Annotated in this window: 21 protein-coding genes and 1 pseudogene; 8 read left to right on the forward strand and 14 right to left on the reverse strand. The window is 74.0% G+C overall.

All coding sequences use genetic code 11. From position 1 onward, the window contains the following. Positions 1-67: 67 nt before the first annotated feature. From AC1Z4A_RS15295 to pdhA, 6 genes are read right to left on the reverse strand one after another with little or no spacing between them, the layout of a single operon-like run. On the reverse strand, positions 68-1141 hold the full coding sequence (locus AC1Z4A_RS15295; protein WP_483679324.1) for a potassium channel family protein: 1074 nt from the start codon (positions 1139-1141) through the stop codon (positions 68-70). Then, complete coding sequence (locus AC1Z4A_RS15300) at positions 1138-2757, reverse strand: molybdopterin molybdotransferase MoeA (RefSeq protein ID WP_483679325.1); 1620 nt, start codon at positions 2755-2757, stop codon at positions 1138-1140. The genes AC1Z4A_RS15295 and AC1Z4A_RS15300 overlap by 4 nt, the downstream gene beginning before the upstream one ends. Further along, the gene (locus tag AC1Z4A_RS15305; RefSeq protein WP_483679326.1) at positions 2754-3698 is read right to left on the reverse strand and encodes an NTP transferase domain-containing protein; all 945 of its coding nucleotides are present in this window, start codon (positions 3696-3698) and stop codon (positions 2754-2756) included. Before AC1Z4A_RS15305 ends, AC1Z4A_RS15300 begins: the two co-directional genes overlap by 4 nt. A gap of 23 nt (positions 3699-3721) precedes the next feature. Next, the gene (locus tag AC1Z4A_RS15310) at positions 3722-5101 is read right to left on the reverse strand and encodes a dihydrolipoamide acetyltransferase family protein (RefSeq protein ID WP_483679328.1); all 1380 of its coding nucleotides are present in this window, start codon (positions 5099-5101) and stop codon (positions 3722-3724) included. Further along, positions 5101-6165 carry an alpha-ketoacid dehydrogenase subunit beta gene (locus AC1Z4A_RS15315; RefSeq protein WP_483679329.1) on the reverse strand — a complete coding sequence of 355 codons (1065 nt, stop codon included), beginning with the start codon at positions 6163-6165 and terminating at the stop codon, positions 5101-5103. Before AC1Z4A_RS15315 ends, AC1Z4A_RS15310 begins: the two co-directional genes overlap by 1 nt. Continuing rightward, the gene (gene pdhA, locus AC1Z4A_RS15320) at positions 6162-7331 is read right to left on the reverse strand and encodes a pyruvate dehydrogenase (acetyl-transferring) E1 component subunit alpha (RefSeq protein WP_483679330.1); all 1170 of its coding nucleotides are present in this window, start codon (positions 7329-7331) and stop codon (positions 6162-6164) included. Before pdhA ends, AC1Z4A_RS15315 begins: the two co-directional genes overlap by 4 nt. Before the next feature lie 170 nt (positions 7332-7501). Here pdhA and AC1Z4A_RS15325 point away from each other — a divergent pair, with 170 nt between their 5' ends. Next, complete coding sequence (locus AC1Z4A_RS15325; RefSeq protein WP_483679331.1) at positions 7502-7987, forward strand: Lrp/AsnC family transcriptional regulator; 486 nt, start codon at positions 7502-7504, stop codon at positions 7985-7987. A gap of 18 nt (positions 7988-8005) precedes the next feature. Here AC1Z4A_RS15325 and AC1Z4A_RS15330 read toward each other — a convergent pair whose 3' ends face one another. Further along, on the reverse strand, positions 8006-8602 hold the full coding sequence (locus tag AC1Z4A_RS15330) for a TetR/AcrR family transcriptional regulator (protein ID WP_483679333.1): 597 nt from the start codon (positions 8600-8602) through the stop codon (positions 8006-8008). 2 nt (positions 8603-8604) lie between these two features. After that, positions 8605-10125 (reverse strand): 3-hydroxyacyl-CoA dehydrogenase, encoded by a 1521-nt coding sequence (locus tag AC1Z4A_RS15335; RefSeq protein ID WP_483679334.1) that lies wholly within the window; start codon positions 10123-10125, stop codon positions 8605-8607. A 138-nt stretch (positions 10126-10263) separates the two neighbouring features. On the opposite strand from AC1Z4A_RS15335, the gene paaN reads away from it, so the two are divergent. After that, the gene (gene paaN, locus AC1Z4A_RS15340; protein WP_483679335.1) at positions 10264-11967 is read left to right on the forward strand and encodes a phenylacetic acid degradation protein PaaN; all 1704 of its coding nucleotides are present in this window, start codon (positions 10264-10266) and stop codon (positions 11965-11967) included. 60 nt (positions 11968-12027) lie between these two features. Here the strand turns inward: paaN and AC1Z4A_RS15345 are convergent, their stop codons facing one another. Genes AC1Z4A_RS15345 through AC1Z4A_RS15355 form a run of 3 tightly spaced genes read right to left on the reverse strand, consistent with a single transcriptional unit; the run spans position 12028 to position 14757 of the window. Beyond that, the gene (locus AC1Z4A_RS15345) at positions 12028-12795 is read right to left on the reverse strand and encodes a TrmH family RNA methyltransferase (RefSeq protein ID WP_483679336.1); all 768 of its coding nucleotides are present in this window, start codon (positions 12793-12795) and stop codon (positions 12028-12030) included. Positions 12796-12847: 52 nt separating this feature from the next. Continuing rightward, complete coding sequence (locus AC1Z4A_RS15350; protein WP_483679337.1) at positions 12848-14083, reverse strand: HTTM domain-containing protein; 1236 nt, start codon at positions 14081-14083, stop codon at positions 12848-12850. After that, positions 14080-14757 (reverse strand): DUF5819 family protein, encoded by a 678-nt coding sequence (locus AC1Z4A_RS15355; protein WP_483679338.1) that lies wholly within the window; start codon positions 14755-14757, stop codon positions 14080-14082. Before AC1Z4A_RS15355 ends, AC1Z4A_RS15350 begins: the two co-directional genes overlap by 4 nt. A gap of 239 nt (positions 14758-14996) precedes the next feature. Between AC1Z4A_RS15355 and paaA the strand changes: the two genes are divergently transcribed. The 6 genes from paaA to AC1Z4A_RS15385 all read left to right on the forward strand — a co-directional run bounded on the left by paaA (position 14997) and on the right by AC1Z4A_RS15385 (position 19824). Beyond that, positions 14997-15971, forward strand: coding sequence for a 1,2-phenylacetyl-CoA epoxidase subunit PaaA (paaA, locus tag AC1Z4A_RS15360; RefSeq protein WP_483679340.1), 975 nt, complete (start codon positions 14997-14999; stop codon positions 15969-15971). Further along, positions 15968-16255 (forward strand): 1,2-phenylacetyl-CoA epoxidase subunit PaaB, encoded by a 288-nt coding sequence (paaB, locus tag AC1Z4A_RS15365; RefSeq protein WP_483679341.1) that lies wholly within the window; start codon positions 15968-15970, stop codon positions 16253-16255. Before paaA ends, paaB begins: the two co-directional genes overlap by 4 nt. Next, positions 16252-16953: a 1,2-phenylacetyl-CoA epoxidase subunit PaaC gene (gene paaC, locus AC1Z4A_RS15370; RefSeq protein WP_483679343.1), complete on the forward strand. Its 702-nt coding sequence runs from the start codon at positions 16252-16254 to the stop codon at positions 16951-16953. The genes paaB and paaC overlap by 4 nt, the downstream gene beginning before the upstream one ends. Beyond that, complete coding sequence (gene paaD, locus AC1Z4A_RS15375) at positions 16947-17486, forward strand: 1,2-phenylacetyl-CoA epoxidase subunit PaaD (protein WP_483679347.1); 540 nt, start codon at positions 16947-16949, stop codon at positions 17484-17486. Before paaC ends, paaD begins: the two co-directional genes overlap by 7 nt. Beyond that, positions 17487-18572 carry a 2Fe-2S iron-sulfur cluster-binding protein gene (locus AC1Z4A_RS15380; RefSeq protein WP_483679348.1) on the forward strand — a complete coding sequence of 362 codons (1086 nt, stop codon included), beginning with the start codon at positions 17487-17489 and terminating at the stop codon, positions 18570-18572. Positions 18573-18687: 115 nt separating this feature from the next. Further along, complete coding sequence (locus tag AC1Z4A_RS15385) at positions 18688-19824, forward strand: acyl-CoA dehydrogenase family protein (protein ID WP_483679349.1); 1137 nt, start codon at positions 18688-18690, stop codon at positions 19822-19824. A 10-nt stretch (positions 19825-19834) separates the two neighbouring features. On the opposite strand, the gene AC1Z4A_RS15390 is transcribed toward AC1Z4A_RS15385, so the two are convergent. The 3 genes and pseudogenes from AC1Z4A_RS15390 to AC1Z4A_RS15400 all read right to left on the reverse strand — a co-directional run. Next, positions 19835-20182, reverse strand: coding sequence for a rhodanese-like domain-containing protein (locus tag AC1Z4A_RS15390; protein WP_483679350.1), 348 nt, complete (start codon positions 20180-20182; stop codon positions 19835-19837). 24 nt (positions 20183-20206) lie between these two features. Next, the gene (locus AC1Z4A_RS15395; protein WP_483683605.1) at positions 20207-21241 is read right to left on the reverse strand and encodes a hypothetical protein; all 1035 of its coding nucleotides are present in this window, start codon (positions 21239-21241) and stop codon (positions 20207-20209) included. Continuing rightward, positions 21208-22503 (reverse strand): annotated as a pseudogene (locus tag AC1Z4A_RS15400) (DUF2252 domain-containing protein); the annotation flags it as partial. The pseudogene AC1Z4A_RS15400 and the gene AC1Z4A_RS15395, both read right to left, overlap by 34 nt. Positions 22504-22598 lie beyond the last annotated feature (95 nt).

The following is a 22598-nucleotide window of genomic DNA, read 5'->3' on the forward strand; positions in this document are numbered from 1 at the left end:
AGCCGGAATTCCCCGGGCACGCGCGGGAACCGCTCGCCCGCGGGCCCTGCTCACCACCCGGCGGCGCTCACTCCTCGGCGGCCACCGGCCGCGCCCGCACGATCGTGATCACGCGGTCCGTGGCCTTGAGCGGGCTCGCCTCCGGATCGTCGTAGCCGAGCAGCCGGTGGCCGCGCAGGACGGAGACGACCAGGTCGTCCGTCTCCCGCACGCCGTGCCCCACCTCGGACTTGACGACCGGCCGCTCGACGAGGTCGAGGCCGCTGCCCTGCTGGATGAGGTCCTCCATGACCGTGCCGGCCCCGGTGCTGAGCACGGACAGGCCCAGCAGCCGGCCCGCCGCGCTGGCGCTGGTGATCACCGAGTCGGCGCCGGACTGCCGCAGCAGGGGCGCGTTCTCCTCCTCCCGCACCGCCGCCACGATCTTCGCGCCGCGGTTGAGCTGGCGGGCGGTCAGCGTGACGAGCACGGCCGTATCGTCCCGCTGGGTGGCCACGATGATCTGACGGGCCTTCTGGACCTCGGCACGCAGCAGCACATCACTGCGGGTGGCGTCGCCGATGACGCCCGCGTAGCCCTGCGCGGTGGCCGACTCCACGACCTTGGGGTCCGGGTCGACCACGACGACCTTCTCCCGCTCCCTGGCCGGGGCGTGGGGACCGACGATGGTCTGCACGGCGGACCGGCCCTTGGTGCCGAAGCCGACGACGACGGTGTGCTCGCGCAAGGCGGACCTCCACCTGGCGATGCGCCACTGCTCGCGGGTGCGCTCGGTGAGGACCTCGAGGGTGGTGCCGACCAGGATGATCAGGAAGAGGACACGGAGGGGCGTCACGAGCAGCACGTTCGTCAGCCGCGCGCTGTCGCTGTACGGGACGATGTCGCCGTATCCGGTGGTGGAGAGGGTGACGGTGGCGTAGTAGACGGCGTCGAGGAAGCCGACGTCGTTGTCGGCGTTGTCGTGGTAGCCCCCGCGGTCGGCGTAGACGATGCCCACCGTGGCGACCATGACCAGCAGCGCCATGAGGAGCCTGCGGCCCACCTGCCGTATCGGCGGCACGGTGTAGCGGGGCAGCAGGACCCGGTACTCGGCCTCGGAGCGGGCGCCGTGCGCGGCGGCGTCGTGCGGGGGCAGCTTCACGGGGCGCCGCCCGGGGCCGCGGCCCGCCGGGGCAGGGGCAGGACCTCGGCCCGCCCGCCCCGGTCCGTACCGCCGGGCGGGACGACGGCCAGCGCGTCGGCGGCCGCGAGGCCGCGCAGCATGGCGGGGCCGTGGAAGCGCAGCGGGCGGACCCGGCCGCGGTCCTCGCGGGCCACGGGGACGAGCCGGGTGAGGGTGAGGTGGCCGGGCACGGCCTCGCTGAGCACGGCGCGCGGGAGGGCGGGCACGGGACGGCCCGCAAGCGTCCGCAGCAGGGGCTCGGCGAGGGTCAGCAGCCCGGCGACGGCGGCCAGCGGGTTGCCGGGCAGCCCGACCAGGTGCCGGCCGGGGGCCAGGCGGGCCAGCAGCATGGGGTGGCCCGGGCGCACGGCCACGCCGTCGACCAGCAGCTCGGCGCCGAGCGCCCGCAGGATGGGGTGGACGTGGTCGACGGGGCCCGCGGCGGTGCCGCCGGTCGTGAGAACGACGTCGGCGTCGGATTCCTCCAGGGCGCTCCGGAGCGCCCCGGCGTCGTCGCCGAGCGGCCGCGTGGCGGTCACGTCGGCGCCGAGCGCGCTCAGCCAGGGGGCGAGCATCGGGCCGAGGGCGTCGCGGATGCGGCCGTCGCGGGGCAGGCCGTCGTGGAGCAGCTCGTCGCCGAGCACGAGGACCTCGACCCGGGGGCGGGGGACGACGTGCAGCCCGTCGTGGCCGAGGGCGGCGGCCAGGCCCAGCACCGCGGGGGTGACGGCGGTCCCGGCCGGCAGCAGCTCGTCCCCGGCGCGGCACTCCTGGCCCCGGGGGCGGATGTCCTGGCCCTGGACGAGGTGCCGGCTCGCGTACAGCTCGCCGTCGGGCCGGACGGTGCCGTGCTCGCTGCGCAGAACGGCGGTGGCGCCGGGGGGCACGCGGGCGCCGGTGGCGATGCGGACGGCCTCGCCGTCGCGGAGCGGGGTACCGGCGGCGTGACCGGCGAGGATGCCGGGGCCGTCCACGGCGCCGTCGCCGGGCAGCCGCCAGGGGCCGGGGCCGGAGACGGCCCAGCCGTCCATGGCGGAGGTGTCGAAGGCCGGCAGGTCGGTGAGCGCCCCGAGGGGCGCGGCGAGGAGGTGTCCGAGGGTCTCGCCGAGGGGGTGCTCGCGCGGGGGGAGGGGCTCGGCCGCGCGGGCGGCGGTGCGACGGGCGGTGTGCCAGGGGGTGGCGGGCGGCTCGTCCGGCCTCCGCACCGGCTGCCGGACTCTGGTCACCGCCGTCTCCTCCGGGCTGTCGGGTCCGGCCGACGGCCGGGGGATCCGCGCGGGCGGGCGGGGCGCGAAGGGGTCCTCGGCGAAGTCGAAGGGGGAGTCGAAGGGGAAGTACCCGCCGCCGGTGCGGGCGGCGGGCGGACGGCCGGCGGCGGGGCGGGCCGCGCTCCGGCGTGCCGCGCGGTCGTCGGCGAACAGCGCCAGGGCCTCGTCCGTGGCGCGGTCGAGTGCGGCGTCGGCGTCGTGGTCCCTGGATTCGCTGCGGCCCCTGTGGTCCGCGTGGTCTCCGCGGTCCGCGCGGTCCCTGTGGTCTCCGTGGTCTGCGCAGTCCCTGTGGTCTCCGTGGCTCCTCGGGCCGTGGTGGTCCGTCATGACAGACCGTCGGACTTCCGGTCGCGCTCGGCCTCCTCGGCCGCCCAGCGCGCGGCCAGGGCCACCGCCTCGCGGGCGGCCCGGGCGACGGCCTCGGGGCCGCCGCCGCGCTGCGCCGCGGCGTATCCCACGAGGAAGGTCGTCAGGGGGGCGGCGGGGCGGGCCACCCCGTGGGCGGCATCGCGCGCGAGGTCGAGCAGCCCGGCCGTGTCGACGTCGAGGTCGATGCCCAGTTCGGCCTTGACCGCGGAAATCCATTCATCCAGCACGCTCCTATCGTCCCTGACGATCGCGCGGGCCGTGCCGATGTCCTGCCAGGTGTCGCAGTCGAAGGAGGCGGTGGGGTGGTGGACCCGGGCCGGCGACAGCCCGGCGGTGAGCAGGCGCACCGGCAGGCCGGTGAGGGTGCCGTGCTCGGCGACGAGCAGTCCCAGCTCGCGGCGGAGCGGTTCGGCCCGGTAGGCGGCGACCAGCGGCTGGTCCCTGCCGTCCGGGTCGGTGAGCACGGCGCCCTCGGCCCCGTCCGGGCCGCTCACGGCGCGGAGGAGGGCCCGGACGACCGCGGGCTCCAGGAAGGGCAGGTCCGCGGAGAGGACCAGCACGTGCCCGGCGGAGACGCCGCGCAGCCCGGCGCCGAGCCCGGCGAGGGGGCCCCCGCCCGGGGGGTCCTCACGGGCCCAGACGACCGGGCGGGCGGTGGCCCGGCGCGGCCCGACCACCACGGTCCGCGAGGCGTCGGCGCAGGCGCCGAGCACCCGGTCGAGCAGGGCCCGGCCGCCGACGGTCAGCCCGGGCTTGTCGGCCCCGCCGAGCCGCCGTGCAGTGCCTCCGGCGAGCACCACCGCGTCGTATTCGCTCACGGGTCGAGTATGAGGGGGGACGGCGCCGGGCGGGCCGGGCCACCCGGCCGGACCGCCCGCGGACCGCCCTCGGACCGCCATCCGTAGAACGCCTCAGCCTGCCCTCAGACCGTCCGCAGGAGCACCGCCGGCTGCTCCACGCAGTCCGCGACGTACCGCAGGAATCCCCCGGCCGTCCCGCCGTCGCACACCCGGTGGTCGAACGTGAACGACAGCTGCACCACCTGCCGCACCGCCAACTCCCCCTCGTGCACCCACGGCTTGGGGGATATCCGGCCCACGCCGAGCATGGCCGCCTCGGGGTGGTTGATGATCGGCGTGGAGCCGTCGACCCCGAACACCCCGTAGTTGTTGAGGGTGAACGTGCCGCCCGTCAGCTCGGCCGGGCTGAGCTTGCCCGCCCGCGCGGACTCCGTGAGCCGGGCCATCTCCACGGACAGCTCGACCGCGTTGCGCGCGTTGGCGTCGCGCACGACGGGGACGACCAGGCCGCGGTCGGTCTGGGCCGCGAAGCCCAGGTGGACGTCGGGCAGGGTGACGATCTCCTGCGCGTCGGTGTCGACGGTCGCGTTCAGCTCCGGGTACTTCGCCAGGGCCGCCGTGCAGATGCGGGCCAGGAGGGCGAGCAGGGAGACCTTGGCGCCGCCGGAGGCGTTCATGGCCCTGCGGGCGGCCAGCAGCTCCGTGGCGTCCGCGTCCACCCAGCACGTCGCGTCGGGGATCTCCCGGCGGCTGCGGCTGAGCTTCTCCGCCACCACGCCCCGCACCCCGCGCAGCGGTACGCGCAGCCCGGCGGCGGTGCGCCGCCCGTTGCCCGTGCGGCGGCCGGTCCGGGGCAGCTCGGGGCGGGTCGCGGGGCGCGCGGCCTGCGCCGTCCGGGCCGTGGCCGCAGCCTGGGCGGCATGCGCGGCGTGCACGGGCCCGGCCACCGGCGGCGCCGAGGCTGCCGCGGCGGCGGCCGCCGCCCCCTCCACGTCCGCCCTGTTGATCAGCCCGTCCGGGCCCGTGCCGCGCACCCGGCTGAGGTCCACGCCGCGCTCACGGGCGAGCCGCCGCACGAGCGGGGAGATGACGGCTATGGACGCGGCCGCAGGGGACGCCTCCGCGGGCCGGCCCGTCTCGCGCTCCTGGGGGCGCACCCGGCGGCGGCGCGCCATGGGCGCCTGGGTGCCGTAGCCGACGAGGACGTTGCCGGAGCCCTCGGCGTCGTCGGCGGGCCCGGGCGCGGCGGGCTGCTGCTCGCCCACCGCGACGGTCAGCAGCGGGGCGCCGACGGGCAGCTCCTCGCCCTCCTCGCCGAAGCGGGCGGTGACCACGCCCCCGTAGGGGCAGGGAACTTCGACCATCGCCTTCGCGGTCTCGACCTCGACGACGGGCTGGTCGACGGCGACCACGTCGCCGACGCTCACCAGCCAGCGGACGACCTGGGCCTCGGTGAGGCCTTCGCCCAGGTCCGGCAGCGTGAATTCGCGCACCACGGCCATCAGCGCGCACCACTCTCGTATTCGGCGGCGGTCTCGTGATCGGTGGCGGTCCAGCCGGCTTCCCACTGGAGCCTGGCCACCGCGTCCAGCACCCGGTCCACGCCGGGCAGATGGTGCTTCTCCAGCATCGGGGGCGGATAGGGGATGTCGAACCCGGCGACCCGCAGCACGGGGGCCTCCAGGTGGTGGAAGCAGCGCTCGGTGATGCGGGCGGCGATCTCCCCGCCCGGCCCGCCGAAGCCCGTCGCCTCGTGGACGACGACGGCCCGGCCGGTCCGGCGCACGGACGCGCAGACGGTCTCGTCGTCGAACGGCACCAGGCTGCGCAGGTCGACGACCTCCAGGTCCCACCCCTCGGCGACGGCCGCCTCGGCCGCCTCCATGCAGACCGGCAGGGCGGGCCCGTAGGTGACGAGCGTCGCGGAGGAGCCGGGGCGGCGGACGACCGCGCGCCCGATGCCGGGCACGGGGTCGGGGTGTTCGGGGTCCCAGTCGGCCTTGGACCAGTACAGCCGCTTGGGCTCCAGGACGATCACGGGGTCGTCGGAGGCGATCGCGGCGCGCAGCAGTCCGTAGGCGTCGGCGACGGTCGCCGGGGCGACGACGTGGAGGCCCGGGGTGGCCATGTAGTAGGCCTCGGAGGAGTCGCTGTGGTGCTCGACGCCGCCGATGCCGCCGCCGTAGGGCACCCGGACGGTGATCGGCATGGGCATGGCTCCCCGGGTGCGGTTGCGCATCCGGGAGACGTGGCTGACCAGTTGCTCGAAGGCGGGGTAGGCGAAGGCGTCGAACTGCATCTCCACGACGGGCCGCAGCCCGTACATGGCCATGCCGACGGCCGTGCCCAGGATGCCCGCCTCGGCCAGCGGGGTGTCCGTGCAGCGGTCCTCGCCGAACTCCTTGGCCAGTCCGTCGGTGATCCGGAAGACGCCGCCGGCCGTGCCGACGTCCTCGCCGAGGACGTGGACGGTGGGGTCGTCGGCCATGGCGTCGCGCATCGCCCGGCAGAGGGCCTGGGCCATCGTGGCGGGCTTGCGGGCGGTCCCGACAGCCGCGGTGGTCATCGCTGCCTTCCTTCCTGGGGGCCGGCCTCACGGACGGCCGGGAACTCCCCTGCGGCGGTCAGCTCAGCACGCAATTGTGCTGCTTGCTCGCGCAGTTGGGCAGTCTGCTCGGCGTAAACATGTGAGAACAGTTCCATCGGATCGAGCACGGGATCCTGGTTCATGCGCTCGCGCAGATCGGCGGCCATCCGCTCGGCGACGTCCCGTGCCGCCTGTATCGCCCCGTCGTCCAGCAGGCCCCGGGCGGTCAGCTCGCGCTCCAGCAGGGCGATGGGGTCGTGTGCGCGCCAGGCCTCGACCTCGGCGTCGCTGCGGTAGCGGGTGGCATCGTCGGCGTTGGTGTGGGCATCGATGCGGTAGGTGACGGCCTCCACCAGCGTGGGGCCGCCGCCGGCCCGGGCCCGGTGCACGGCCTCGGAGAGCACCTGGTGGACGGCCGCCACGTCGTTGCCGTCGACCAGGCGGCCGGGCATTCCGTAGCCGACGGCCTTGTGGGCCAGGGAGGGCGCGGCGGTCTGTTTGGCCAGGGGGACGGAGATGGCGAAGCCGTTGTTCTGCACAAGGAAGACGACGGGGGCCCGCCAGACGGCGGCGAAGTTGAGCGCTTCGTGGAAGTCGCCCTCGCTGGTGCCGCCGTCGCCGACCATGGCGAGCGCGACGATGTCGTCGCCCTTGAGCCGCGCGGCGTGCGCGAGCCCGACCGCGTGCGGGAGCTGGGTGGCCAGGGGGGTGCACAGGGGTGCCACGCGGTGCTCGTGGGGGTCGTAGCCGGTGTGCCAGTCCCCGCGCAGCAGGGTCAGGGCCTGCACCGGGTCCAGCCCGCGCACGACGGCGGCCAGGGTGTCGCGGTAGCTCGGGAAGAGCCAGTCGCGCTCCTCGAGCGCCAGGGCGGCGCCGACCTGGCAGGCCTCCTGCCCGGTGGAGGAGGGGTAGACGGCGAGGCGGCCCTGCCGGGTCAGGTTGGTGGCCTGGGTGTTGTAGCGCCGGCCGCGCACGAGCTGGCCGTGGAGCCGCAGGAGCAGCTGCGGGTCGAGGGCCGCCGCGCCGTCCGTGCCGAGGAGGCGGTACGGCTCCGCGTCGGGCAGCAGCGGGGCGGGGTCGGTACGGGGTTGCCAGGCCGGGGGCGGGGTGGGCCGGTACGAGCCGGGCTGCTCCAGAACCGTCATGGCGAGCACCTCCTCTTGGGACGAGCTTGACCTGAAAGCGTCCTGCGCTCTCCCTACCGATTGTTCGGTCGTCGGCACTTTTTGGCTACAGGCGGCCCGAGCCTGTGGACAAACGGTTCTCCACAACTTGAGATATGGACAGGACGTCCATGAAGGGGAGGCAGGGCGGTATGGCGGACGAACAGATGGCCACCTCGGGCGGCAGACCGCCCGCGCGCCCGCTCGACGAGATCGACCGCTCGATCCTGCGCATGCTCCAGGCCGACGGCCGGGCCTCGATACGGTCCGTCGCCGAGCAGGTACACGTCTCGCGGGCCAACGCCTACGCGCGCATCAACCGCCTCATCGACGACGGCGTCATACGCGGCTTCGGCGCCCGCATAGACCAGGAGCGGGCGGGGCACGGCGCGTCGGCGTACATCACGATGAAGATCGTCCAGAACTCCTGGCGCACGGTCCGCGAGAAGCTCCGGGAACTGCCGGGCGCCGCCCACATCGCCCTGGTCAGCGGGGACTTCGACGTCCTGCTACTGGTCCACACCAGGGACAACCGCGCCCTGCGGGAGCTGGTGCTCAGCCGCATCCAGGCGATCGACGAGGTGCTGAGCACCCGGACGCTGCTGGTCTTCGAGGAGACGGACCTCAAGCACGACTGAGTTCGGGGCGCGCGGCCCTCACGGCTGCCGCGCCCTGAGCCCCGCCAGAGCCGTGAGGATCACGGCGTCCGCGACCTCCTCGCTGGTGGCGGCACCCGCCCGCTCCGGCCGGTACCACTCCGCCACCGAGTTGATCATCCCGAAGAGCAGCCGGGTCGCGAGCCGTACGTCCACGTCCCCGCGGAGGTCGCCGTCGGCTGCGGCCTCCTTCAGCAGCTCGGCCACCTGGTGGTCGAACTCGCGGCGGCGCTCCATGGCCCAGCGCTCGGTGTCCGTGTTGCCCCGGACCCGCAGCAGCAGCGTCACGTGGGGCAGCTCGGCGATCAGCACCTCGACCGTCCGCCGGATGACGTGCTCCAGCCGGTCGATCGCCCGGCCCTCGGTGGCGCCCGGCTCGCCCAGCACCGCGAAGAGCCCGTCGAGCGCACGGCTTATCGCCAGCCTGAGCAGCTCCTCCTTGCCCTTGACGTGGTGGTAGATCGAGGACTTGGAGATGCCGGCGGCCTTGGAGAGGTGCTCCATCGAGGTGCCGTCGTAGCCCCGCTCGTTGAACACCTTGACGGCGACCGCGAGCAGCGATTCGGGCGTGTAGGTGTCGCGCTTGGCCATGGTCATGATTACAGCAGGCTCTCCTTGACGGCCGCACGGCGGCGGAGGGACAGGGACGGCTCGTAGCGGCCGCCGGGGTAGTCCTGGGCCAGGCCCCACAGCGTGTTCCGCACCCAGTCGAGGCCGAGCTCCTCGCCCCACTCGAGCGGCCCGCGCGGGTAGTTCACGCCCAGTCGCATGGCGGTGTCGATGTCCTCGCGGCTCGCCACGCCCCGGCCGGCGGCGTCCTCGGCGAAGTCGACGAGCATCGCGACCGTACGGGCGACGATCAGGCCGGGGACGTCCCCGATGACGCTGGCCTCCTTGCCGAGCGCCTGGAACAGGCCGACGGCGGCCTGCACGTCCGCCGCGGAGGCCTTCTCGGAGGGGGCGAGGGCGATGCGGGTGCAGCTGCGGTAGTCGAGGGCCAGGTCGAAGTAGATGTACGGCCCCCCGTTCTCGGGGGTGGCCGCCTCCCCGCCCGTGAGCGTGAGCAGCGCGCCGCCGGGGAGGCCGATGTACCAGTCGGACGCGCAGGGCGTACGGTCCCGGACGATCTTGATGCCCGCTTCCTCGATCATCGCGCGCAGCGGGGCGCAGGCCCGGGGCGCCTTGGCGTGCCAGGCGATCTCGGCGGGCGGCGGGCACGGCTCGGCGGTGCTCGGCGCGGGCGGCTCGGCGCCCTCCCCGTACGTGAACCAGCCGCGCCCGCTCTTGCGCCCGAGCAGCCCGGCCCGCACCAGCTGCCCCTGGGCGAACGAGGGCGTGAACTTCGGGTCGTGGAAGAACGCCTCGTACACCGAATGGGTGACGGAGTTGTTCACATCCTGGCCGATGAGGTCGGTCAGCTCGAACGGGCCCATCGCGAAGCCGCCGCTCTCCCGCAGCACGGCGTCGATGGTGGCCGGGTCGGCGCCGCGCTCCTCGTACACGCGGAAGGCCTCGGCGTAGAAGGGCCGGGCGAGCCGGTTGACGATGAAGCCCGGGGTGTCGGCGCAGCTCACCGGGGTCTTGCCCCAGGCCGCGACCGTGGCCCGGGCCCGCTCGGCGGCCGCGTCGTCGGTGGCGTGGCCGCGGACCACCTCGACGAGGGGGAGCAGCGGGGCCGGGTTGAAGAAGTGCAGGCCGACGAAGCGGCCGGGCAGGCGCAGGGTGCCGGCGACGGCGGTCACCGACAGGGACGAGGTGTTGGTGGCGAGCAGGCAGTCGTCACCAACGGCCGGTTCCAGCTCTGCGAAGAGCTTCTGTTTGACGTCGAGCCGCTCCACAATCGCTTCGATGACGAGCGCGGAGTCGGCGAGTTCGGCGAGCCGCGCGGCAGGCCGCAGACGGGCCAGAGCGGCGTCCCGGCCGACCGCGTCGAGCCTGCCCTTGTCCACCAGGCGGCCGAGCCGGGCGGCGATCGCCCGGGCCGCCTCCTCCGCACGGCCGGGCACCGCGTCGTACAGCCGTACGAGGTGCCCCGCGACGAGGGCGACCTGGGCGATGCCCTGGCCCATGGTGCCGGTGCCGACGACGGCGACGGTGCGGGCCGGGTCGATTGCGGTCATGGCAGTGATCCTCCCCGATGCGTTGTCCACAGGTTCGCCGGGCCCCCTTGTCCCGACCGATCGTTCGGTTACTGTATCCATCGGGGGTGCATCTGGTCCCCCGTATCGGAGCCCCGCTCGACGAGGAGTTGGTCTGACGTGACCGCCGGACTCACCACCGCCCAGCTGATCGAGAAGCACCGCCCCACCCTCGACCAGGCCCTGGACGCCATCCGCACGCGTGCCTACTGGTCCCCGCACCCCGAGCACCCGAAGGCCTACGGCCCCGACGGCGTCCCCGGCAGCCTGGACGCGGCGCAGGGGCAGGCGGCGTTCGAGGCCCTGCGCGGCAAGCGCTTCGAGCTGGACCAGCCGGGGACGGACGGCTGGGCGGGCTCGGAGGTCTCGCCCTACGGCCCGGAGCTGGGCGTCGAGTATCCGCACGCGGATGCCGACGTGCTGCTGCCCGCCATGCGCGCGGCCATGCCCGCCTGGCGCAAGGCCGGGCCCCTGGCGCGCGCCGCGGTCTGCGCGGAGATCCTGGCCCGGATCAACGCCCGTACGCACGAGTTCGCGCACGCGGTCATGCACACCAGCGGCCAGGCGTACATGATGGCGTTCCAGGCCGGCGGCCCGCACGCCCAGGACCGCGGCCTGGAGGCCGTGGTCTACGCCCTGGCCGAGCAGACCACCGCCGCCCCGGAGTCCGCGGAGTGGGTGAAGCCACAGGGCAAGCGCGATCCCCTGAAGCTGGGCAAGGAGTTCACGGCCGTACCGCGCGGCATCTCACTGCTCATCGGCTGCAACACCTTCCCCACCTGGAACGGCTACCCCGGCCTCTTCGCCTCCCTCGCCACTGGCAACGCCGTGCTGGTCAAGCCCCATCCGCGCGCGGTGCTGCCGCTCGCGCTGACCGTGCGCATCGCGCGCGAGGTGCTGGGCGAGGCCGGTTTCTCCCCCGACCTGGTCGCCCTGGCCGCCGAGCGGGACGGCGAGGGCATCGCCAAGTCCCTGGCCGTGCGCCCGGAGATCCGCATCATCGACTACACCGGCTCCACCGCGTTCGGCGACTGGCTGGAGTCCCACGCCCGCCAGGCACAGGTCTTCACGGAGAAGGCCGGGGTCAACACGATCGTCGTCGACTCCACCGGCGACTACAAGGGCATGCTCTCCAACATCGCCTTCTCGCTGTCCCTCTACAGCGGCCAGATGTGCACCACCCCGCAGAACCTCCTCATCCCGCGTGAGGGCATCGGGACCGACGCCGGCCACAAGTCGTACGACGAGGTGGTGGCCGACCTGTCCACTGCCGTGGAGAAGCTGCTGGGCGACGACGCCCGGGCCAACGCCCTCCTCGGCGCCATCGTCAACGACCAGGTGAAGGCCCGCATCGACGCCGCCGCCCAGCTCGGCGAAGTCGCCCTCGCCTCCCGGACGGTGGCCAACCCCGACTTCCCCGGGGCCACGGTCCGCACGCCGGTGATCGTGAAGCTGGACGGCGCCAAGCCCGACTCCGAGGCGGCCTACTTCTCCGAGTGCTTCGGCCCCGTGTCGTTCGCGGTGGCCGTCGACTCCACGGCGGACGCCGTGGAGCTGCTGCGGCGCACGGTCCGTGAGAAGGGCGCGATGACGGTCGGCGCCTACACGACGTCCGCGGAGGCCGAGCGCCTGATCGAGGAGGCCTGCCTGGAGGAGTGCGCCCAGCTGTCCCTGAACCTCACGGGCGGCGTGTACGTCAACCAGACGGCGGCCTTCTCCGACTTCCACGGCTCGGGCGGCAACCCGGCAGCCAACGCGGTCCTGTGCGACAGCGCCTTCGTGGCAACGCGCTTCAGGGTGGTGGAGGTACGCCGGGAGGCCTGATATCCAGCCCGTCCGGCGTTTGAGGAGGACTGGAAACCCCGCCCACCCACGATCACCCGATCAGCACCCGCCCGGCCCACCCCAGTGGAACAGCGCCATGGCAACGCTGGTCGCCAGGTTGTAGCTGGAAACCTGCGGCCGCATGGGAAGGGCGACCAACCGGGTCGCCCTCTCCCTCAACTCGGCCGAGATCCCATGCCTCTCCGACCCAAAAGCGATCAACGCATCGTCGGGCAGGACCACGGACCGAATGTCGTCACCCTCCGGATCCAGCACATAGAGCGGCCCCACCGGCAGCTCCTCCAGCGGCAGCCGCTCGACCGCCGTCGCATAGTGCAGCCCGGCCCCGGACCGCACGGCATTGGGATGCCAGGGATCCATGTCCCCGGTGGTGACCACGCCCGTGGCCCCGAAGCCCGCGGCGAGACGGACCACCGCACCGATGTTGCCGAGGTTGCGGGGGTTGTCCAGGACGACGACGGGCGCCGTCCTGGGCGCCCGGGACAGGGTGTCGAGGTTCGCCGTCCGGCTGGGCCGGTCCGCCAGCGCGGCCACGCCCGTGGGGTGCACCCGGGGCACCAGCTCGCGCAGCGTCTGCGCGGGCACCTCCACCAGCAGCCGGTCGAGGACGTCCGTCAGGTCCTCGGCCAGCTCGGCCGCAAGCGCCAGCGCGGCGGCCTTGTCGCTGGTCAGCGCGGGGCGGACGACCGCCCCGAAGCGCAGGGCGTGCTTGAGCGCATGGAAGCCGTCGAGCAGCACGGCGTCGGGGGCCCGCTCACCCCAGTGCCGTACGGCGGTTCCTGCTGCGTCCTCGGTGCCGGCTTCCATGACCGGCAGCCTACGTGGCCCGCGGACCGACGCGGCGGGAGGAGACCACCGGTCAGCCGACCAGGCTGCCGCGCCCGGCGGGCTCCTCCCGCCGCTGGGCCGGGACGGCGCCCGCCCGGCGGGGGAGCAGCCGGTCGCGGGCACACCCGGCAAGGGCGCCCAGGCGGAGCAGGAAGGAGGTGGGCAGAAAGACCGCATCCGTGACGATCATCGCGAGGGAGAAGAAGGGCAGCCCCAGCATGACCGCGATCCCCAGGTGCTCGGCCATCATCAGCGGCAGCAGGATGTTCTTCGCCCGCCGGTTGAGCAGCGTGAAGGGGAAGGCGACCTGCACGGCCACCGTGCCGTAGCTGAGCAGCAGCACAAGAGTTCCACTGGCGGCCAGGGCGTGGGAGAGCCAGGGCCACGGCGAGAAGTAGTCGATGTGCATCGGGTAGTAGAGCGCGGTGCCGTCCTGCCAGCGGCTGCCCTGGATCTTGTACCAGCCGGCGGTCGCGTAGATCAGGCAGACCTCCGCCATGATGACCAACAGGGCGGCGTTGTGCGCCAGATGGGCCAGGGCGTCCAGGACGGTCCGGGGCTCGCCGGGAGCGTACCGCCGCACCGCCCACCACAGGGCCTGGACCAGCCACAGCCCCCAGAGGGCGGTCGCCCAGCCGATGCCGGGCAGCGGGCCCTCGGCCGTCCACGACATTCCGGTGTCGCAGAGGATCTGCGCGGCGGCCAGGGAGAGGCCGCACACCGCCCAGAGCACGATGCCGGTCACGTCGGCACCGGGCGCGGCACCGGGCCCGGCGCCGTCGCTCCCGCGCCGCGCCTCGTGCCGGGCCGCACGCCGCGCGTCGAGGGACCAGACCTGCCCGCAGCGTGTGAGCACCAGATAGAGCGCCATCAGATGGATGACGTTGTCGCCGCCGTCCCCGATGAAGACGCTGCGGTTCTGCAGCGAGAGCACGGCGACCATGGAGAGCACCGACACGGTCCGGGTGCGCCACCCGAGCATCAGCAGCGCCGCGGAGACCATGGCGAGCCCGTAGACGGCCTCGAACCACAGTGGGCTGTCCGACCACATCAGCGCGGTGAAGGCGTGGTTGTCGGTGGTCAGCTCCCGGGCCATGCCCCAGCTCCAGGGCGCGTCGGGGCCGTACAGCTCATGGCGGTTGGGCCACTCGCGCAGCAGGTAGCAGAGCCAGGTGAAGGAGAGCCCGATCCGGACGACGGCCGTCTGGTACGGGCCGAGGGAGGCTCCGGTGACGCGGGCGAGCCCGCGGGAAAGAGTGTCGATCATCGGTTCCTCGCCTCCGTGAGGTCGGCGGTGGTGACCGGCCACCAGTCCAGCACCCGGTACACCGGCTTGGCCTCGATCTTCTCGTCGCTCCAGGGCGGCGGGGCGATGGGCGTGGCCGCGGAGCGCACTTGCACCCGGCCGACCGGCCGGCCCTCCCGCTCCGCGCCCAGGCGGGATACGACGATGCGCCGGATGTACTGCTCGGACAGGCGCCCGCGCAGTCCGCTGGGCCGCTCCTGGGCGTCGTGGTTGGCGGTGTAGAAGTCCCAGGCGCGGCGCAGTTCGTTCTGCCGGGTGTGGCTGGGGAGGGGGTTGTGGAGGATGTCGGCGCCGTCCCGGGCCGACAGGTCCGTCCAGGCGGTGACGGCGGTCCGGCCGTCGGGGCCGCGCAGCTCGGCGCGCGCCTGGACGGCGATGTTCTGCTGAAGGGGGTTGGGCGCGAAGAACTTCCAGTTCTGCTCGAACTCCGGGTACACGTAGTCGTCGATGGCCGCCGCGTGCCGCTTGCTGACCGTGTTCGGCGGTGCCACGTGCAGGAACATCATCGTCAGGTGCACGGCCGTGGCCAGGGTGACCACGGCGATGCCCGCGGCGACGACCAGGCGCGCGGGGAGGGACAGCTCGAAGAGCCCGGCATCGCCGCCGGTCCGCTCGTGCCCCGTGTCCTTCTCCATGCCCCGCCCCGTCTCCCGATGCCGTGCCGGTCCCCCGGCGCCGTGCCGCGTCCGCGCGCAGCCGTGCCGCCCTCGTGTGCGCCTCCGTGCGCCCGCGTGCACCCGAACGGTACCGATGACGCCCCACGAGGCCCAGCCACCCACGGTTATCCACAGGCTTGACACCTCTCCGGACCCGGCCCACCATTGAACCGAACGATCGGTCGGTTGGGATTCGCCCAGAGCGAGGGGGCCACGGCATGACGACGACCGCGCCGGAAACAGCGGCGCCGGACAAAGCACTGGAGACGGCGTTCGACGCCACGGTGGCCGCGGACGAGCGCGTCGAGCCACGCGACTGGATGCCCGACGCCTACCGCGCCACCCTCGTCCGGCAGATCGCCCAGCACGCCCACTCCGAGATCATCGGCATGCAGCCGGAGGCCAACTGGATCACCCGGGCGCCCTCGCTGCGCCGCAAGGCGATCCTGATGGCCAAGGTGCAGGACGAAGCGGGCCACGGCCTGTACCTCTACAGCGCCGCCGAGACCCTGGGCACCGGCCGCGACGAGCTGCTCGACAAGCTGCACGCGGGCCGCCAGCGCTACTCCTCGATCTTCAACTACCCCACCCTGACCTGGGCCGACGTGGGCGCCATCGGCTGGCTGGTGGACGGCGCTGCCATCACCAACCAGGTGCCGCTCTGCCGCTGCTCCTACGGGCCCTACGCCCGCGCCATGATCCGCATCTGCAAGGAGGAGTCCTTCCACCAGCGCCAGGGCTACGAACTCCTCCTCACCCTCAGCCGGGGCACGGCGGCCCAGCACGCGATGGCGCAGGACGCGGTGGACCGCTGGTGGTGGCCGTCCCTGATGATGTTCGGCCCGCCCGACGACGAATCGGCGCACTCCGCCCAGTCCATGGCCTGGAAGATCAAGCGGCACTCCAACGACGAGCTGCGCCAGCGCTTCGTGGACATCTGCGTCCCCCAGGCCGAGTCGCTGGGACTCACCCTCCCCGACCCCGACCTGCGCTGGAACGAGGAGCGCGGGCACTACGACTTCGGCCCCATCGACTGGGACGAGTTCCACGACGTACTGCGCGGCAACGGCCCCTGCAACGACCAGCGCCTCGGCCAGCGCAGGAGGGCCCACGAACAGGGCGCCTGGGTACGCGAGGCGGCGGCCGCGTACGCCACCAAGCACACCGCCGGACACGGGGAGGCAAAGGCATGACCGGCACCGACTGGCCGCTGTGGGAAGTGTTCGTCCGGAGCAGGCGCGGGCTCTCGCACACCCACGCCGGCAGCCTGCACGCGCCCGACGCCGAGATGGCCCTGCGCAACGCCCGCGACCTCTACACCCGGCGCTCCGAGGGCGTCTCCATCTGGGTGGTGCCCTCCGCGTACGTCACCGCCTCCTCGCCGGACGAGAAGGACCCCTTCTTCGAGCCCGCCGCCGACAAGGCCTACCGCCACCCGACCTTCTACGACATTCCCGAGGGGGTGCGCCACCTGTGACCGCCGCACTCGCTCTCGGCGACGACGCGCTCGTGCTCTCCCACCGGCTCGGCGAGTGGGCCGGGCACGCCCCCGTCCTGGAGGAGGAGGTCGCGCTCGCCAACATCGCCCTCGACCTGCTCGGCCAGGCCCGCACGCTGCTCTCCCTCATCGGCGACGAGGACGAGCTGGCCTACCTGCGCGAGGAGCGTGCGTTCCGCAACGTCCAGCTCGTCGAGCAGCCCAACGGCGACTTCGCCCACACCATCGCCCGCCAGTTGTACTTCTCCGTCTACCAGCACCTGCTCTACGGGCAACTGGCCGCCGGGGACGGGCCGCTGGCGCCGCTGGCCGCGAAGGCCGTCAAGGAGGTCGACTACCACCGCGACCACGCCGAGCACTGGACCCTGCGGCTCGGCGACGGCACCGAGGAGAGCCACGGCCGGATGCAGCGCGCCCTGGACGCGCTGTGGCGGTACACCGGCGAGCTGTTCGAACCCGTCGAGGGCCTGTCCGTGGACTGGGCCGCGCTGCGGGACGGCTGGCTCGCCCGGGTGACGGACGTGGTGGCCGACGCCACGCTCACCCTCCCCGAAGGCCCGCAGGCCGGGGCGTGGGCGGCGGGCGCGGGCCGACAGGGCGTCCACACCGAGCCGTTCGGGCGGATGCTCGCGGAGATGCAGCACCTGCACCGCAGCCACCCGGGGGCGACATGGTGACCACGCCCACGGGGCCCACCCCCCTCGAGGAGGAACTCCGCACACTGGCCGGAGCCGTCCCCGACCCCGAGCTGCCGGTCCTCACCCTGGCCGAGCTGGGCGTGCTGCGCGGCCTGCACGTCACCGGCCCCGGCAGGGTGGAGGTCGAGCTGACCCCCACCTACACCGGCTGTCCCGCCGTGGAGGCGATGTCGGCGGACATCGAGCGGGTGCTCCGGGAGCACGGGCAGCAGGAGGTCTCCGTCCGGACCGTGCTGGCCCCCGCCTGGTCCACGGACGACATCACGGACGAGGGCCGCCGGAAGCTCGCCGAGTCCGGCATAGCGCCCCCGCGCCACGGCCCGCAGGCCCCGGGCCCGGTGGAAGTGCAGCTCGGCCCCACCCGGACGGCCGCCGCGGCCGAACCGGTGCGGTGCCCCCACTGCGGCTCCGCCGACACCACGCTGCTCAGCCGCTTCTCCTCCACCGCCTGCAAGGCCCTGCGCCGCTGCGAGGCATGCCGCGAACCCTTCGACCACTTCAAGGAGTTGTAGATGGCAGCGGCCCGTCATGGCGCCTTCCACCCGCTCCGGGTGACGGCCGTCGAACCGCTCACCGACGACTCGGTCGCCGTGACCCTCGCCGTGCCCCCCGAGCTGCGCACGGAGTTCCGGCACGCCCCCGGCCAGCACCTGGCCCTGCGCCGCACCCTGGACGGCGCCGAGATACGCCGCACGTACTCCATCTGCGGCCCCGCGACCGGCCCCGAGGGGCCCGAGACGCTGCGGGTGGGGGTGCGGCTGGTGGACGGGGGCGCGTTCTCGACCTATGCGCTCAAGGAACTGGCAGCGGGGGACAGCGTCGAGGTCATGGCCCCGGCCGGGCGGTTCGTGCTGGAGCCGCGCCCCGGGCACTTCGCCGCGATCGTCGGCGGCAGCGGGATCACGCCCGTCCTGTCCATGGTCGCCACCCTGCTCGCCCGGGAGCCGGAAGCCCGCTTCTGCCTCGTGCGCAGCGACCGCACCACGGCGTCGACGATGTTCCTGGACGAGGTCGCCGACCTCAAGGACCGCTACCCCGACCGGCTTCAGCTGGTCCAGACCCTCTCCCGCGAGGAGCAGGACGCGGGCCCGGCGTCCGGGCGGCTCGGCGAGCAGCGGCTGCGGCAGCTGCTGCCCGCGCTGCTCCGGGTCGAGAGCGTCGACGGCTGGTACCTGTGCGGCCCCCACGGTCTGGTGCGGGGTGCCGAGAAGGCGCTGCGCGGGCTCGGTGTCGGCCGGGACCGGATCCACGAGGAGATCTTCCACGCCGAGGAGATACCGGCGGACGCCGTCTCCGGCCGCGTGACCGCCCAGGCCCCGGCCCACAGCACGGTCACCGCCAAGCTCGACGGCCGCAGCGGCACTTGGCCGGTGCAGGACGGCGAGCCACTCCTGGAGACGGTGCTGCGCAACCGCTCCGACGCGCCCTATGCGTGCAAGGGCGGGGTGTGCGGGACGTGCCGGGCGTTCCTGGTGTCGGGCGAGGTGCGAATGGACCGCAACTTCGCGCTGGAGCAGGAGGAGTTGGCCGCCGGATATGTACTGGCCTGCCAGTCCCATCCGGTCACCGAGCAGGTGGAGCTGGACTTCGACCGCTGACACACCCGCACGCCGAACACGGCCGCCACTGTTCCCCATTGGCACCATCTCATCTAACTTGACGGATCGTCAGCTAATCCGTCAGTCAATCGCCCAGAGATGGAAGGGGCGGGCCGTGGACTTCGCCTTCACCGAGGAGCAGCAGGCCGCCGCCGAGGCGGCCGAGGCGGTCTTCGCCGGGGTCGCCCCCGACGGGGTGCCCAGCCCGGCCCTCGTCCCCGGTGCGGTCGCCGAGGACTTCGACCGCCCGCTGTGGCGCCGGCTCGCCGCAGCCGACCTGCTGAGCCTCCTGCTCCCGGCCGCGCACGGCGGCGCCGGGCTCGGGCCCATCGCCCTGTGCCTGGTCCTGCGGGAGGCCGGGCGGGTCCTGGCCCGCGTCCCCCTGCTGGAGCACAGCGCCGCCGCCCGCACCCTGGGCACCCACGGCGGCGCCGGCATACAGCCGCTGCTGCCGGGCATCGGCCGGGGCGACCTCGTCGTCACCGTGGCCGCCCACGGCCGCACCGGCCACGACGCGGCCGAGCGGGCCGTGACCGCCCGCCCCGACGGCGACGGCTGGCTCCTCGACGGGATGCAGACCGCCGTGCCCTGGGCCCGCACCGCCGACCGGATCCTGCTGCCCGCCCGCTCCGGGCAGGACCGTCCCGTCCTTGCCCTGGTCCCCCGCGACTGCCCCGGCATCCGCCTCGCCGACCAGGTCTCCACCAGCGGCGAGCGCCAGGCGGAAGTGCACCTGGACTCGGTGCGCGCCGGAAGCGGCGAAGTGATCACCGCCGACGGGGCCTGGGAGGAGCTGCGCGCACTGCTGACGACCGGCACCTGCGCCCTGGCACTCGGCCTCGGCGAGGCCGCGGCTGCGATGACGAGCGCGTACACGAGCAAGCGGGAGCAGTTCGGCTTCCCGCTCGCCACCTTCCAGGCGGTGGCCGTCCAGTCGGCCGACCGCTACATCGACCTGCGGGCGATGGAGGCCACGCTCTGGCAGGCCGCCTGGCGCATCGAGTCCGGCGGTGCGGCCGGTGATGCCCTGCCGGCGGCCGCCGACATCGCCGTGGCCAAGGTCTGGGCCTCGGAGGGCGTGCGCCGGGTCGTCCAGACCGCCCACCACCTCCACGGCGGCTTCGGCGCGGACACCGAATACGCCCTGCACCGCTATCACGCCTGGGCCAAGCAGCTGGAGCTGTCCCTCGGCCCGGCGGCCGCGCATGTGGAGGCCCTGGGCGACCTGCTGGCCGCCCACCCTCCGGCCTGAAGCAGACTCCCTAGATCACGGCGCCGGGAGCGCCGCCCTCGGCCGTCACCGGGCGGCCGCTGGCCGCCCAGTCCTGCATGCCGCCGGCCACATTGGCCGCGTCCAGGCCCTGCTGCACCAGGTAGGCCGTGACCTGCGCGGAGCGGCCGCCGGAACGGCAGATGACGTTGATCCGGCCGCCGTCGGGCGCCTTCTCCGTCAACTCGCCGAAGCGCGCGACGAACTCGCTCATCGGGATGTGCAGCGCGCCCTCGGCGTGCCCCGCCCGCCACTCGTCGTCCTCGCGCACGTCCAGCAGGAAATCGTCGGACGAGAGGGTGTCGACGCCGACCGTGGGGATACCGGAACCAAAATGCATGCCTCCGACGCTACCCGACGTCCGCTATCCGGCGCCGCCGAGCAGTCCGGCCAGCTGCGCCTCACGCTCGGCGATCTGCGCCAGCAGCCCGTCGGCGATCTCCGTCAGCAGCCCGTCCGGGTCCTCCGGAGCCATCTTGATCATGGCGCCGATCGCGGACGACTCCAGGTCGGCGGCCACCACGGACAGCAGCTCCTTGCGCCGGGCCAGCCACTCCAGGCGCGCGTACAGCTCCTCGCTGCGGCTCGGCCGGGGCTCGGCCGGGGCCGGGCCCGCCGCCCACTCCTCGGCCAGCGCGCGCAGCCGCGCCTCGTCCCCGTCGCCGTACGCGGCGTTGACCCGCACGATGAAGTCCTCGCGCCGCAGCCGGTCCGGCTCGTCCAGGGCCAGGTCCGGGTGGGCCTTGCGGACCAGCTCGCGATAGGCCCGGCGGGCCTCGTCGCTGGGCCGCACCCGCTTGGGCGGGCTCACCGGTTTCCCGGTCAGCATGGCGGCCGCCTCGGGCGAGAAGCCCTGCTCGTCCAGCCAGCCGCCGAGCAGCTCCTCCGCTCCCGGCAGGGGCTGCACCAGCGAGCGCGCCTCGCGCGCCCGCCGCAGGTCCTCGGGGTCGCCCGTGCGCGCCGCGACCGCCTCCGCGATCCGCGCCTCCAGCTCGTCGAGCCGGGCGTACATCGGGCCGAGCCGCTCGTGGTGGAGGCGGGAGAAGTTCTCCACCTCCACGCGGAAGGTCTCCACCGCTATCTCGAACTCGATCAGCGCCTGCTCGGCGGCCCGCACGGCCGCCGCGAGGCGCTCGGTGCCGGGCTCCTCCGCGTGCGGCTCGTCGGAAATTTCGGCTTCCGGATTCGTCACCCGGCCAAGGGTACGAGGTGGCCGCCGGCCCGGGGCACCGGTTCCGGCAGGCCCGCCACCCGGGTGTCCTTCTAGACCCCCAGTTCCGCCGCTATCCGGCCACCGCGCACTGCGGCGAGCAGCTCCGCGTGGTCCCGCTCCGTGCGGTCCGCGTAACTCACCGCGAACGCGGCCACGGCCTCGTCCAGCTCCTCGTTCTTGCCGCAGTAGCCGCTGATGAGCAGCGGGTCCGCGCTGTGCGCATGGGCGCGGGCCAGCAAGGCGCCCGTCATCCGGCCGTAGTCGTCCATCTCGTCGGGGGCCAGGGCCGCCGGGTCCACGCTGCCCTTGCGATTGCGGAACTGCCGGACCTGGTACGACCGCCCCTCGGCCGTCGTCCAGCCCAGCAGGACATCGCTGACGACCTGCATCGACTTCTGCCCGAGCACCACGCGCCGCCCCTCGTGCCCGGCCGCCGGCGCCTCGAAGCCCGCCTTTTCCGCATAGGGCAGCAGCACCGAGGCCCGGGCCTCCTTCACCTGGAGCACCAGCGGCTCGCCCCGGTGGTCGAGCAGCAGCACCACGTACGAGCGCAGGCCGACGCTCCCGGTGCCCACCACCCGGAACGCCACGTCCTGCACCTCGTACCGCGCCAGCAGCGGCAGCAGCTCCGGCGGCAGCGTGCCCAGGTACTCGCCCAGCGCCGCGGCGACCGCGGCGGCCTCCCGCTCGGGTATGCGGCGCAGCACCGGAGGGGCGTCCAGGAACCTGCGGCCGCCCTCGCCGTCCCGCTCGGTGGCCTTCGCCGCGAAGCGCGCGGAGGTGTTCCGCCGGGCCTTCTCGACGACGCGCTCCAGCGTGCCCACCAGCTGGTGGGCGTCGGCGTGGGAGACCAGCTCCTCGTCGGCGATGGCGTTCCACGCCTCGACCACCGGCATCCGGGCCAGCAGCCGCATGGTGTGCCGGTAGGCACCCACCGCGTCCCGCGCGGCCGCACGGCAGGCGTCCTCGTCCGCCCCGGTCTCCCGCCCGGCCAGCACCAGCGAGGCGGCGAGGCGCTTGACGTCCCACTCCCAGGGCCCGTACAGGGTCTCGTCGAAGTCGTTGAGGTCGATGATCAGTTCGCCGCGGGCGTCGCCGTAGAGCCCGAAGTTGGCCGCGTGCGCGTCACCGCACAGCTGGGCGCCGACGCCCGTGACGGCCGTGCCCGCCAGGTCGTACCCCATGAGCCCGGCCGAGCCGCGCAGGAAGGCGAAGGGCGAGGCCGCCATCCGGCCCACCCGTATGGGAGTCAGCTCCGGCAGCCGCCCGGCGTTGGACGCCTGCACGGTCTCCACGGCGCCGGGCCGCCCGGCGTCCGGCTTCCAGTCGCCGTGCGCCGAGCGGGGCACGCTCTCGCGCAGGGCCTTCCCGGCCGCCCTGGCCCCCTTGCGGCCGACACCCTCGGCCACCGGCCGGGCGAACCCCGGTACGTACGGCAGTCGCGACATCGCGGCGCCACCTCCCCCTTCACCACGGCGCGCCTTGCACAGACGTCAACTGCCCCCGAAGGTACCGCCATCCGCTGACAGCGGAGCCCCGCCCC

This window comes from Streptomyces sp. 17_S59 (assembly GCF_056930295.1).